The sequence below is a fragment of the Stenotrophomonas sp. 1L-E-5-B-C3 genome (assembly GCF_057292075.1).
This window is the reverse complement of record NZ_JBXAWS010000007.1, coordinates 26,876-39,875: the sequence shown is the minus strand read 5'-3', so window position 1 is coordinate 39,875 and position 13,000 is coordinate 26,876. Positions and strand designations below refer to the sequence as shown.

The following is a 13,000-nucleotide window of genomic DNA, read 5'->3' as shown; positions in this document are numbered from 1 at the left end:
CCTTTCGCCCGCGAAAGGGCTCTGACCCCACCAATTGGAGCGCAAGCATCATCCACGCATGGCGTGGATCTACCGGCCGGTTGCACCGGTAGATGCCAACCTTGGTTGGCGCTTTTCAACGCGTGCCCGCGCGCCGGTACACGCCATTGAAGCGCACGTTCATGCCACCGCATTCGCTGTTGTCGGCCACGATCAGCACCTCCCCCAGCGAATGCACGCGCACCTTGCAGGTGTCCTCTACAAACTCGACATCGGCACCACGCGGCGCCGCGCGCGCTTCCACCTGGCCCATGTTCGGCCCGTAGGGACGCTGCTCCGGCGTGGGGTTGGCGGAGGGCCAGTAGGCGTCACCCTCCACATGCAGCTGCCCGCCCTGCACGGTGATGCGCAGGCCGTTGTCGCCGTCCTTCCAGTGGCCCGCCCAATCCTGCAGCGACGGCACGACCACCGGCAACGCCTGCAGCTTGCTGCGGTCCACCCAGCCAGCACTGCCACCCACCTTGTTCGGGAAGAACGCGCAGCGGTAGCGGCCAAGATCACGCCCGGTCACCACGGTATCGCCATTGACCACATAGCTGCGCTGTCGGCAGGCCGGTTCGCCCTTCGCCGGGCAGCCGTCCATGTCGCCAAGCAGGTACAGACGGGGCGCATCGACCACCCGCGCCAGGGCGAACCGGCTCTGTTCAGAGGGAAACGCGCCATTGCGGCAGGCGCCATCACCGGCGATGCCATCCGCGAAGGCGGACGCCGGCAGCAATGCCGCCATCAGGCAGATCGAACGCAGGAACATGGCAGCACTACTGGTGGGGGAGCCGGCAGGATATACCGGCCTACTTCACCGGCGATGCATCACCGGCATCGTGCTCCTGGGAGAACCGCAGCGCACGCTGCCGCTGTTCGGCACTGAGTTCCGGCGGTGGCCGTGCGGTCGCGGCCTGGATCTGGTCCGGCCCTCCGGTGAGCTTGTTCAAGCCCCTGCCAGCCGCCAGCACGCCCTTGACCACGCCCATCATGATGTAGCCACCGCCCATGCTGACCTGCTCCGGCGACGGCGGCTCGCTCCAGTCGCGACTGAAGCGGTTGTCGCCGAACTTCACCGGATTCTTGAAACGGTACAGATCCAGCGGCTCGTCTTCGGGCTTGAGCGCACGCACTTCGCCAAGGGTGGTGACGTTGTCCTGCGGCAGGGTGGTGGAGATCGGCGCGGTGGTTGCCGCCAGCGCATCTGCAGGAGGTTCGGGCGCTGGGTTGGGCACCGCTACCGGCGTGGCCTGCTGCGCCTGCGCGATACCGGCCAGCAGCATGCTGGCCAGGAGTGCTCCCTGCGTTCCACGTCGTGCCACAGCCATCCACCCTGTTGGTTGCGTCCAGCACCCAAGGATACGGATACGGGCTTCAGATTTCGTTGCTGCACTGGCAGCTGTTCAGCCAGGGGAGATGCGGCGACACCACGGGACGCGAGCACTGAACGATTCACGCGCTCCGTGTGCGGTGTCTCACATCCTGAGACGTGAATGTGGTGCCATGTGACCCCTCGAAAAACGTCCCGGCTCCATCTTCCATGGCTTACGAACTCGCCAAGCGCACCGCCGATGCCGAGCAGAAGCTCGCCACCCGTGATGGCCTGCCGGCCCGCGACGGCGCCCTGCTCAGTGCGCGCCTGCAGCGCCGCTACCAGGACCGTATCACCGGCAGCTTCGCCATCCCCGGCCGCGAGGGTCGCTACGCGCCGCTGCCCGATTCAGTGCCGCCTGCCCTGGCTGCAGCGCTGAAGGCACGCGGCATCGAACAGCTCTACAGCCACCAGGCCGAGGCCTGGGACGCCAGCCAGCGCGGCGAGCACGTGGCCATCGTCACCCCCACCGCCAGCGGCAAGTCGCTGTGCTACACCCTGCCGGTGGTCAGCGCAGCGATGCAGGACAAGGCCAAGGCGCTGTACCTGTTCCCGACCAAGGCGCTGGCCCAGGACCAGGTGGCCGAGCTGCTGGAGCTCAACCGTGCCGGCGACCTCGGGGTGAAGGCCTTCACCTTCGATGGCGACACCCCGGGCGATGCGCGCCAGGCCATCCGCCTGCACGGCGACATCGTGGTGTCCAACCCGGACATGCTGCACCAGGCGATCCTGCCGCATCACACCAAGTGGGCGCAGTTCTTCGAGAACCTGCGCTACATCGTCATCGACGAAGTGCACACCTACCGCGGCGTGTTCGGCAGCCACGTCACCAACGTACTGCGCCGGCTCAAGCGCATCTGCGCGTTCTATGGCGTGCAACCGCAGTTCATCCTGTGCTCGGCCACCATCGGCAATCCGCAGGCGCATGCCGAGGCGCTGATCGAAGCACCGGTCACCGCCATCACCGAGTCCGGCGCGCCCAGCGGGCCCAAGCAGGTGCTGTTGTGGAACCCGCCGGTGATCAACCCGGATCTGGGCCTGCGTGCCTCGGCGCGCTCGCAGAGCAACCGTATCGCGCGCATCGCGATCAAGTCCGGGCTGAAGACCCTGGTGTTCGCGCAGACCCGGTTGATGGTCGAGGTGCTGACCAAGTACCTGAAGGACATCTTCGACCACGACCCGCGCAAGCCGCCACGCATCCGCGCCTACCGCGGTGGCTACCTGCCCACCGAACGCCGCGAGACCGAGCGTGCGATGCGCGCCGGCACCATCGACGGCATCGTCAGCACCTCGGCGCTGGAGCTGGGCGTGGATATCGGCAGCCTGGACGTGGTCATCCTCAATGGCTACCCCGGCAGCGTGGCCGCCACCTGGCAGCGCTTCGGCCGCGCCGGCCGCCGCCAGCAGCCGGCGCTGGGGGTGATGGTGGCCAGTTCGCAGCCGCTGGATCAGTACGTGGTGCGGCATCCGGACTTCTTCGCCGAGGCCTCGCCCGAGCACGCACGCATCGCGCCGGACCAGCCGCTGATCCTGTTCGACCACATCCGCTGCGCAGCCTTCGAGCTGCCGTTCCGGGTCGGTGATGGCTTCGGCCCGATCGACCCGGAAGTGTTCCTGGAAGCGCTCGCTGAAACCGAGGTGATCCACCGCGAAGGCGAACGCTGGGAATGGATCGCCGACAGCTATCCGGCGAACGCAGTCAGCCTGCGCGCAGTGGCCGATGGCAACTTCGTGGTGGTCGATCGCAGCGATGGCCGCCAGCAGATCATCGCCGAGGTCGACTATTCCGCTGCTGCACTCACCCTGTATGAAGGCGCCATCCACATGGTGCAGTCCACGCCCTACCAGGTGGAGACGCTGGACTGGGAAGGCCGCAAGGCCTATGTCACCCGCACGCATGTGGATTACTACACCGACAGCATCGACTTCACCAAGCTCAAGGTGCTGGACCGCTTCGATGGTGGCGTGGCCGGGCGTGGCGATTCGCACCATGGCGAAGTGCACGTGGTGCGTCGCGTGGCCGGCTACAAGAAAATCCGTTACTACACCCACGAGAACATCGGCTACGGCCCGGTGAACCTGCCCGACCAGGAACTGCATACCACCGCGGTGTGGTGGCAGCTGCCGCAGGCGCTGTTGCTGCGCGCGTTCGCCAGCAAGCAGGATGCGCTCGATGGTTTCCTCGGCGCGGCGTATGCGCTGCACATCGTCGCCACCGTGGCGGTGATGGCCGATGCGCGCGACCTGCAGAAGTCGGTCGGCAACGGCGATGGTTCCTGGTTCGCGATCGCCGACCAGAGCGGCCGTGGTCAACTGCGTGGCAGCGAAGGTGATCCCGGTGTGGTGGAGCTGCTGCAGGAGTTCGTGCCCACCGTGTATCTGTACGACAACTTCCCCGGCGGCGTCGGCCTGAGCGAACCGCTGTGGCAGCGCCAGGCCGAGCTGGTGCAGCGCGCGCGCGAACTGGTGCAGCGCTGCGACTGCAAGGCCGGCTGCCCGGCCTGCGTGGGCCCGGTACTGGCCGCGCAGGAAGAGGATGAAACCTCGCCGCGTGCGCTGGCACTGCGCGTGCTCGACCTGTTCGATGCCGACGCCTGCCAGCACGTGCCCGACGTGGTGATGACCACGCGCGATCCGATGGAGCTGCTGGCCCCGTGAGCCTGAGCCTGGACAAGCTGCGCCTGCTGCGGAAGCAGGCCGGTGACCCGAAGGCAGTCACGCCGGCTGCGCCCGAGCCGCCACCCGCAGCGCCGGCACCGGTTGCCGCCAACGATGCGCGGCAACCACCGGCCGAGCGTTCGGTGTTCGCCTGGGTCGAACAGGAAATCCGCCACAAGGCGACTGGCGCAGCGGCCTCCACACCGACACCCGCACCGCTGCGTCGGCCGGAAGTGGGTAGCCTGCATCGCCTGCTCGGCCTGCGCACACGCAGTGGTCCTTTGCCAACACGTGCCAGCGCGCAGGATCGCCAGCTGCCCGGTGAGGAGATCGCACCGGGCCTGTTCCTGATCGAATCACTGCTGTCGCAGCCGATTCCGTCGCAGCCGCTATCGCTGGATTTCGCCCGCCGCGAAGGCGAGCACGTGGCCCCACGCGATCTGCTGTTCTTCGATACCGAAACCACCGGCCTGGCCGGCGGCACCGGCACCCGTGCCTTCATGATCGGTGCCGCCGACTGGCATGTGTGCCCGCAACGCGGTGAAGGCCTGCGCATCCGCCAATTGTTGATGTCGACGATGGCCGCCGAGGACGCGATGCTGGCCACCTTCGCCAGCTGGCTGCAGCCGTCCACCGTGTTCTGCAGCTACAACGGCCGCAGCTACGATGCGCCCCTGTTGAAGGCGCGCTACCGACTGGTCCGCCAGCGGTGCCCGATTACAGCGCTGGATCACGTCGACCTGCTCTATCCGACCCGCCGCCGCTATCGCGGCACGTGGGAGAACTGCAAGCTGTCCACCATCGAACGCCAGCTGCTGCGCGTGGTGCGCGAGGATGACCTGCCCGGCTCGGAAGCGCCCGGCGCATGGCTGCGTTTCCTGCGCGGCGGCGACGCGGTGAACCTGCGCCGGGTGGCCGACCACAACCACCAGGACGTGGTGACCCTGGCCCTGCTGCTGCAGCGGCTGGTACGGGAAGAACAACGTGAACGCGAAACCCTGGCGCTGGTCGGGCAGTAGGCGTTGACGCGGCCTGACGGTGGCAGCGGTGACACTGCCGCCACCATCCACGCCTGGAGCCCGACGATGCGCCTCAATCCCCTGGTCCTGCTCGCCATCCTGCCGTTGGCCGCCTGCAGTCACGCTGGCAGCAGCACCTCCCACGATCCCGCGCCAGCGCCCGTGGCCGATGCCGCGCACGAATGCAAGCCGGAGGCGCTGGAAGCCTTCACCGGCAAGACCGCCGACGAAGCCACGATCAAGAAACTGGTGACCGCCAGCGGCGCGCGCGGTGCACGGGTGGTCAAGCCGGGCATGGCGGTGACCATGGACTTCCGCCAGGACCGCGTGACCGTGCAGGTAGATGCGCAGAACCGGATCGAACGCGCCAGCTGCGGTTGATCGCCCGGTGGGTAGCGCCGGGCCATGCCCGGCGCCTTCCCTCTCCAGGCGTGCCGCTGCGCTCGCCGGGCATGGCCCGGCGCTACCGCCGTTTCAGAGGCGCTCGGCTTTGCCGCTGGCCAGTGCGCGCGCGATCACCTGCTGCGCCTGCTGCGATGCCTGCGCATGTACGCGCGCCTGACGCTCGCCCAACGCGGCCTGTTGGCTGCCCAGTGCCGCCTGTCGGCTGGCCAGTTCAGACTGCTGGCTGGCCAGGCGCTGCATGTCACGGGTGCGGCCGGATTGCGCGGCCTCGCTGCGGGCTTCCTGCATCGCACGACGTGCCTCGGCGGCGGCCTCGCGTGCAGCCTCACGCGCAACGGCCATATCGCTGGTCGCACCACGCGCCGCCTTTGCTGCTTCTGCGGCGGCCTCACGGTTGATGTCGTGGGCGGCCATCGCGCTGCGCGCTACCTCAGCGGCGGCCAGCGCAATGCGGCGTGACTCCTCGCCCTGCAGGCGGCCCATCTCACCCATCTGCCTGCCGAGTTCGCCCTGCTCGCGACCCAGCGCACTCTGCTGGCGGCCCAGTTCGCTCTGCTGGCGACCGAGGTCTGCGGCGCCGCTGTAGGCGCGCTGCAGGGTCTGGATCAGCATCGGGTCGCGCACCACATAGCGCTTGTCGCCCTGGCGGAACCACAGCGCCGGCCCCTTGCCGAGCTGCCTGCGCGCCACCGTTACATCGTCGATGCCGCCATTGGCGAAGGTCGAATCACCATCGACCAGCACGTAGGCCTGCGACGGCGACTTGCCGAGGTCCAGGCGCCCGTAGGTGGTGATGGAGGTGGTGTGGGAAGTCGAATGTTCACTGTGCATGTCGGTATCCACATCGACATCCACGTCGACCGCCACATCGGCATCGTCCGGGCCTGACAGCGCCTCGACATCGGCCGGCTCGGCAGGCGGCGCGGGCGCCACCGGCACGGCCGGAACGCGCGCGGCCGAAGGCGGTGCGGGCGGCGCGTTCGGAGCCTTCGGCGGTGGCGGCACCACGGCCTTCGGTGCAGCCGGAGGCGCCGGCGGTGCCGGCGGCACTGGCGCCGCCACCAGCCGCATCGGTGCCACGCCCACCACAACGACGACAGCGGTCAACGCCATCGCCAGGATGCGCGGGCAGGACCGGCGCGTCTGCAGCGAGAGCAGGCGACGCTTGAGGCTGGTGGTGTTCGGTGCAGCACTGGCCACACCCAGGTGCGGCTGCGGTGCCACGCCCAGCTGCAGCAGCAGGCGGCCATAAGCCTGGCGGCTGGCGCCGTGCTGGCCAACCACGGCCGCATCCACCGCTTCTTCGCGGGCCTGTGCATATTCGCGCACCGACAGGCGCAGCAGCGGGTGGAAGAAGAACAGGTGCTGGGCCAGTGCGGGCAGCAGGCCCCACTGCAGGTCACGCCGCTGCAGGTGCTGCAGTTCATGGGTCAGTGCCAGGTCCAACGCATCGCCCTGCAGGGCGTTGTCACCGGCCGGCAGCAACAGCACCGGGCGGAACGGCCCGACCAGCTGCGGTGCGTCCACCTGCGTGCTCATCCACAACCGTGGCGCAGGACGCACGCCGTGCGCATCGGAGGCCAGCTGCAGCGCCTGCACCAGCGCCTCGTCCTCGCAGGGATAGGCGGCGGCCAGCAGCGCGCGGCAGCGGCGCCATTCACCAAAGGTACGCAGCGCCATCAGCAGCACGCCGGATGCCCACAGCGCAGCCAATGCAACGGCCCACCACGCCACTGCCGGCACGTCCGCCGCAGGCACCGGCATCGTCGCCAGCAGCTGCGCCGAGGCTTCCGGCGCCAGCGGGTAGACCAGATCTGCGGCAACGTCAGTGGCGGTCATCGCCACCGCCTGCGGTGCCGGCAGCCAGGCCAGCTGCAGCGGTTGGCTCCAGAACAGGCCAAGCACGGCCTGCAGCGACACCAGCCACCACAGGCGGCAGCGGGTGGCCGCCGACAGCGACGGTAGCGCGCGGCACACGCCGTACACCAGGGCCACCAGCAGCACGGTCTGCAGGCTGGTCCAGCCCAGCCGTTCCAACAACGGGATCAGCATCGTGGTGTCCATGGCTCAGCCCTCGTGGCGGCGCGATTGGAGTTCGGCGACCAGCGCTTCCAGCTCGGCCAGCTCGTTGTCGCTGACCTGCTGGCGCTGCGACAGGTAGGCCACGAACGGCGACACCGAGCCCTGCAGCGTGTTGTCGACGAACTGGGCCACTGCACCCTGCAGCACGCTTTCCGGGCCACGGGTGGCCTGGTAGCGGTAGACGCCGTCCTGCTGCTGGCGACGAAGATACCCCTTCGCCCGCAGCCGCTCCATCATCGTCAGCACGGTGGACCGGGCCAGGCCACGGGCCTCGCCGTAGCCACTGGCGACCTCGCCGACGCTGGCCGGCGCATGTTCATCGATGTACTGCAGCAGGGCCAGCTCCTGGTCCCCGATCGTCTTGCCACGCATGACACCACTCCCTTGACTACACGTGTCGCCACTTTCTGCGTGACGACAACTGTAGTCAACCCCCCCGGAAGTCATGGGCCGACGAACGGTAGGGGGACGCCGTCCGGCTCAGTACTCCACCCGGTACCCGATCGAGAAGGTCCGCCCTGCCGCCGGCAGACTGGACATCTTTCCGTAGGTCGCCTCGGCCTGCTGGCCATAGACCGTGCGGTAGTCACGATCGGCCAGGTTGTAGATGCCCGCGCTGAAGCGGCCGCCTGCCAGTGGTACTTCGCCGATCAGGTCGAACACCGCATAGCCGTGGATCTTCGCCGCCGGGGTGGCGCGAATGCTGGGACTGATCGCTGCGAGTGGCGCATCGCGCCAGGCACGATCGGTCCCGCCCACCACTTGTCCCTGCAAGCGCAGCAGGCTGTCATTGGCGAAGCGCCACTGCCCATGCACACCAGCCTTCAAGGGTGAAACGCGGAACGCATTGAGCTCACGCCAACGTCCGGCAGCATCGCGGTACTGGCCCCGGGTGCTGGCAAGGCTGGCGCCCAGCTCCAGCTGCGCCGTCGGCGTGTAGCGCAGGTTGGCCTCCACGCCCCACACGCGCTCATCGGTGTCGGCCACCGACACGCTGTAGTCACGGTTGAACTGCACGGTCTTGTCCGAGCGGTTGTAGAACGCGGTCACCGCGCTCTGCAGCGATGCATCGCTGCGGCGCCAGCCCAGCTCATAGCTGTCGACCTTGATCGGGCCGACGTTGCGGCTGTCGATGACGAAGCTCGCCGGCACATCGCGCAGCATGCGCTGCGTATCGGGCAGGCTGAATCCCTGCGAGAAGTTCGCGAAAAGCTGTTGCGATGCGTCCAGCCGGTACACCACGCCGGCATTGAACAGGGTCTGCGCGTGGCGCACGCGGCCACCCTGCAGCAGGCGCGGCGTGTACCCCGCAACGGCGTCGGCGGTGATCGCTTCGGTGTAGGGAAGTGAATCCTCGACGCGGTTGCGCAGGATCTGGTGGCGCACGCCGGCCTGCACGCTGAAGCGCTCGCCGAGCGAATGGTCGGCCTGCAGGAACAGTCCGGTGGTGTCCACGCGCACGTCCGGCCCCATCGCGTACTGCGCTGTCGGTCGGTAATCCAGACCATTGCTGGCGATGAAGCGGTTGATGTCATACATCTGTCCGCGCTGGCTGTCCTGCTCGCGCTCGTGGTCCACACCGTATGACAGCTGCAGGCTGCGGCCACCAACTTGGAAATCCTTGTGCAGCGCGCTGCGCAGGCCCCAAACGTCGATTTCGGTGTTGGACTGCATCGCCACATAGGCGAAGCCCCCGCGCAGTGCCGGATGCACCAGGGTCGACACCGACGGGAACCAGCGTCCCTGCTCGTTGCGGTAATAGGCTTCCACGCTCAGTTCCTGCCCGCCCAGTACATCGCGGTTGCGGTACTGCGCATTCACTCCCTGGTGCCGGGTACGCGGCTGCGCCTCCAGCTGCAGGCCGGGCAGCGCCTGGTGGCTGGGCGTGAATGCAGGGTTGAACAGCGCGGCCAGGCGCGGGCCATAGTCGGGGCCGTGATCACTGTCCTGTTGATCGTCGAACCAGCGTACGCCGACGCTCAACCGCTGGCTGTCCGTCAGCGTCCAATCGAAGCGCGCATTGAGTTCGCGGGTCTCGGTGTCCTGCCGATCAGTCTGCGCGATCTCCGGGCCGATACGGCGGCCATGCGCATCCAGCGATGCGCCCTGCCGGCCATAGGCGAAGCCGAACGCGCCACTGAACTGATCGCCGCGCACGGTCATGGTCTGCGCGGCGTTCCAGGCCAGCGTGTCACTGGACAGATGCGAGGGGCTGCGCAGGCCGAACTGGCTGGCCAGCTGCACCGGCTGCTCACCGGGCTGCAGGGTGATGATGTTGATGATGCCGCCACTGGCACCGGCGCCATACAGCGCGGTGGCGCCGGAGATCACCTCGATGCGCTCGATCATGGTCGGCGAGATGCTGTTGAGCTGGCGCGACCCATCGCGTGCGCCGGTCAATGGCACGCCATCGATCATCACCTGCACGCTGCGGCCACGCATGGTCATGCCGTAGTTGCTGGTGGTCCCACTGGCCGGCGCCAGCGACGGCACCAGCTGGCCGAGGATGTCGGCGGTGCTGCGCCCGGCGGTGATCTGCGGGGCAATCTGCTCGCGCTCGATGGCATACACGGTGCCGGCGATCTCGGCCACGCTGCGTGCGCCTCGCACGGCGGTGACACTCACCGCATCCAGTTGCCGGGTGCCAGCCGTAGCGGACGTATTCTGCGCCGCCAGCTGGCCACTGATGGCCAACGCCAGCATCGCCAGCGGAAGGGTTGCTGCGGTATGCCGCATGGTGTCCTCGTTGCGTATCAGGGGGAGTTCGTGGGTGCTGCGAAGCGGCGCATCAGCGGCCGGCACAGCAGCAACCCGAGCGCCGAAACTGCCGCCAGCGCGATGTAGTAGATGGGGTAGCCCAGTCCCTTGGCGAGGAAGCCGGACAATGCACCGCCGATGAAATTGACCAGCAGCTCGAAGCACACCAGCAAGGTGAAGTCAGTGCCGGCCTGGGCACGCGAACTGACCCGCATGAACAGGGCATACAGGCTGGTCATCGCCACATAGCGCAGCGCCAGCAGCGCGATCACCAGCACGCCCAGGCCCCACCGTGACGACGCCATCGCACCGCTGTAAAGCATCAACGCCAGCAGTACATACAACACGGTGCGCCACCAGCCAGCGTGCATCAGCAACTGCTCGGCCCGGCGCTGCTTGAGCAGCCAGGCGGCGCCCACCGCAGCCAGCATGCCGGTACCGGCGCCGCCCACCGAGATCAGCAACCCGATCTCGGTCAGGCTGAACTGCTGGTCGACCAGCAGCGGGTTGATCATCGCCATGGCCGGCGCTTCCACCAGCCGGTACAGCACGATCAGCAGCAGCGCCCAGCGCAGTTCGCGACGACGCAGCGCACGCAGGATGCTCGGCCGCGGCGCGTCGGGCCTGGCCGGCGTTTCGTTGATCCGCTGCACTGCCAGCAGGGTCAGTGCGCTCATTGCGGCCAGGCTCAGCAGGGCCACGCTCCAGCCGCGGGTTTCATACAGCCACAGCACACCGGCGCCACCGATCATGCTGCCCAGGGCCACACCCACGCTTTGCGCCATGCTGCCCAACCGGTGCTCGGCCGGCGCCAGCGCCTCCACGGTGTAGCCGTCGATGGCGATGTCCTGGGTGGCGGCAATGCTCGAGATCCACATGCCGACCAGCACGAACACGACCAGGCCATGATCCAGGCCGGTGAACGCCAGCACCAGGATCCCGGCCAGCAGCAACAGCTGGGTCAGCCACAGCCAGCTGCGGCGGCGACCGAGGGCCGGCAGATGCCAGCGGTCCACCAGTGGTGCCCACAGGAACTTCAGCGCCCACGGCAGGTAAAGCAGCGACAACATGCCGATCCAGCGCAGATCCACGCCCTGGCTACGCAGGATGGCCGGTACCGCCACGTTGTAGAAATACAGGGGCAAGGCATGCGCCATGTACAGCGCGACGATCACACCCAGGCCGAACGGCGAAGCGGCGGCGCGCTCAGTGCGCATCGGCCTGCTCCAGGTGCTCGCCAATCCAGCGCATGCCCGCGCCGGCATCGGCGGTGACGAAGTACGGCACGGCCCAGGCCGCATGCAGCGCCGGAGTGTCCAGCCGCTGCTGATCGGCGGCATCGCTGGCGATGCGCACCAGGCCCCGGCAGTACCGCCGGAAGGCGGCCTTGTACTGCTTGTACCAGACCGCCTGCAGGGCACGGTAATCGTCGCAGAAGGTGGCACCGGGCGCGGTGCTGGCAACGAAGTAGAAGGGACGGTGGGCATCGATCAGCGCCTGCACGCGGTCCAGCCAGTACCGGATCTGGTGCGCATCCACCGCGCCATGGAAGACGGCACGCAGCACCACCGCCTCGTTGATCACCAGACCCATCGCCATCGACCTTCTTGCTGAACAGGGGAAAGGGGCAGCGAGCCCCCGCAAATGAGAATAATTTGCAATACCATTGAAAGTTTAGGCGCGACGAAAGAAAATTTAGGCACGACAGCTTTCGCGGGTGCCTTGCATGCAGGTCTATTCCTGCGCCGAACTGATGAGCGCCGCCCACGCGCTGGGCGGCCGGGTCGACTTTGAATCGGGTCTCCCCGATGCGCTGCCTGTGCTGGCCGGCTGGCAGCAGGTGCAGTCGATGGACAGCGGCCTGGTGCTCTACCTCAGCCGCAGCCAGGACATGGTCGGCGGCCGCAGCCAGAACTGCCTGCCTGCGGGTCTCACCGCCAGTTTCCTGCTGCAGGGGCAGGCCGAAGTGGTCATCACCAACCAGCGCCTGCAGATGGACAGCCGCCGGGCCGGGAGCCCGGCGATGCTGGTCCACCTTCGTGAGGAGGAAGCGTTCCAGCGCCATTGGCAGGCGGGTCGCGAGGAAACCAAGGTCAGCCTGCACCTCGGCCAGGACTGGTTGTCGCGCCAGCTCGATGGCATTGCATCGGCCGGACTCACCCGCCTGCGACTGAGCCACGCACGCAACCAGGCGTGGCAACCGCCTGCGCCACTGCTGCGGCGGGCCGCAGCGTTGTTCGGGGCGGAAACGGCGGAGCCGCCTCTGCTGGCCAGCCTGCAACGCGAGAGCTTTGCGCTGGAAGTCGCGGCCAGCGTGGTTCGATCCGTGATCGCCGAACGCGAGGCGCCTGCCCCCAGCGCGCATCTGCGGCGTTGCGTGGACCAGTTGCAGCAGTGGCTGCAGAGCGGCGAGGCCGATGGCCTGACCATCAACCAGATGGCGCGCAGGCTGGGTACGAACGCCGTCGACCTGCAAAGCACCTTCCAGCAGCTGCACGGCAGCAGCATCGCCGCCTGGCTGCGCGCACTGCGCCTGCAACGGGCACACGACGCCCTGCTGCAACGGCGGGTGTCAGTGGACGTGGCAGCCAGCCTCGCCGGCTATGCCCATACCAGCAGCTTCAGTGCCGCATTCAAGCGGCAGTTCGGAAGGTCTCCTTCCCAGATCCGCTAGCCGCAGCAGGCA

The 13,000-nt window shown here is 67.9% G+C and carries 11 protein-coding genes; 4 read left to right on the top strand and 7 right to left on the bottom strand.

Translation table 11 applies throughout. The features are described from left to right. Positions 1–115: 115 nt before the first annotated feature. Both AC0Z6F_RS10880 and AC0Z6F_RS10875 read right to left on the bottom strand, forming a co-directional pair. Positions 116–790, bottom strand: a complete 675-nt coding sequence (locus AC0Z6F_RS10880) for a hypothetical protein (protein ID WP_100467653.1) — start codon at positions 788–790, stop codon at positions 116–118. A gap of 40 nt (positions 791–830) precedes the next feature. Next, positions 831–1,349 (bottom strand): hypothetical protein, encoded by a 519-nt coding sequence (locus tag AC0Z6F_RS10875; RefSeq protein ID WP_065724044.1) that lies wholly within the window; start codon positions 1,347–1,349, stop codon positions 831–833. Between the two features lie 212 nt (positions 1,350–1,561). Between AC0Z6F_RS10875 and AC0Z6F_RS10870 the strand changes: the two genes are divergently transcribed. The 3 genes from AC0Z6F_RS10870 (at position 1,562) to AC0Z6F_RS10860 (ending at position 5,451) form a co-directional block, all read left to right on the top strand. Then, entirely contained in the window at positions 1,562–4,051 is a 2,490-nt protein-coding gene (locus tag AC0Z6F_RS10870) for a DEAD/DEAH box helicase (RefSeq protein ID WP_485617203.1), read from the top strand. Then, positions 4,048–5,070 carry a ribonuclease H-like domain-containing protein gene (locus tag AC0Z6F_RS10865; RefSeq protein WP_448122424.1) on the top strand — a complete coding sequence of 341 codons (1,023 nt, stop codon included), beginning with the start codon at positions 4,048–4,050 and terminating at the stop codon, positions 5,068–5,070. Before AC0Z6F_RS10870 ends, AC0Z6F_RS10865 begins: the two co-directional genes overlap by 4 nt. Before the next feature lie 66 nt (positions 5,071–5,136). Beyond that, positions 5,137–5,451 (top strand): I78 family peptidase inhibitor, encoded by a 315-nt coding sequence (locus AC0Z6F_RS10860; protein ID WP_012509657.1) that lies wholly within the window; start codon positions 5,137–5,139, stop codon positions 5,449–5,451. A 93-nt stretch (positions 5,452–5,544) separates the two neighbouring features. Here AC0Z6F_RS10860 and AC0Z6F_RS10855 read toward each other — a convergent pair whose 3' ends face one another. From AC0Z6F_RS10855 to AC0Z6F_RS10835, 5 genes are all read right to left on the bottom strand, one after another. Beyond that, the gene (locus AC0Z6F_RS10855; protein ID WP_448122423.1) at positions 5,545–7,539 is read right to left on the bottom strand and encodes a M56 family metallopeptidase; all 1,995 of its coding nucleotides are present in this window, start codon (positions 7,537–7,539) and stop codon (positions 5,545–5,547) included. Positions 7,540–7,542: 3 nt separating this feature from the next. Beyond that, positions 7,543–7,929, bottom strand: a complete 387-nt coding sequence (locus tag AC0Z6F_RS10850; protein ID WP_004133922.1) for a BlaI/MecI/CopY family transcriptional regulator — start codon at positions 7,927–7,929, stop codon at positions 7,543–7,545. 108 nt (positions 7,930–8,037) lie between these two features. Beyond that, positions 8,038–10,293: a TonB-dependent receptor gene (locus AC0Z6F_RS10845; RefSeq protein WP_012509654.1), complete on the bottom strand. Its 2,256-nt coding sequence runs from the start codon at positions 10,291–10,293 to the stop codon at positions 8,038–8,040. Positions 10,294–10,310: 17 nt separating this feature from the next. Beyond that, a complete protein-coding gene (locus AC0Z6F_RS10840; RefSeq protein WP_012509653.1) occupies positions 10,311–11,531 on the bottom strand; it encodes an MFS transporter in 1,221 nt (406 codons plus the stop codon). Continuing rightward, positions 11,521–11,913: a hypothetical protein gene (locus AC0Z6F_RS10835; protein WP_198283150.1), complete on the bottom strand. Its 393-nt coding sequence runs from the start codon at positions 11,911–11,913 to the stop codon at positions 11,521–11,523. Before AC0Z6F_RS10835 ends, AC0Z6F_RS10840 begins: the two co-directional genes overlap by 11 nt. A gap of 127 nt (positions 11,914–12,040) precedes the next feature. Here AC0Z6F_RS10835 and AC0Z6F_RS10830 point away from each other — a divergent pair, with 127 nt between their 5' ends. Then, complete coding sequence (locus tag AC0Z6F_RS10830) at positions 12,041–12,988, top strand: helix-turn-helix transcriptional regulator (protein ID WP_012509651.1); 948 nt, start codon at positions 12,041–12,043, stop codon at positions 12,986–12,988. Positions 12,989–13,000 lie beyond the last annotated feature (12 nt).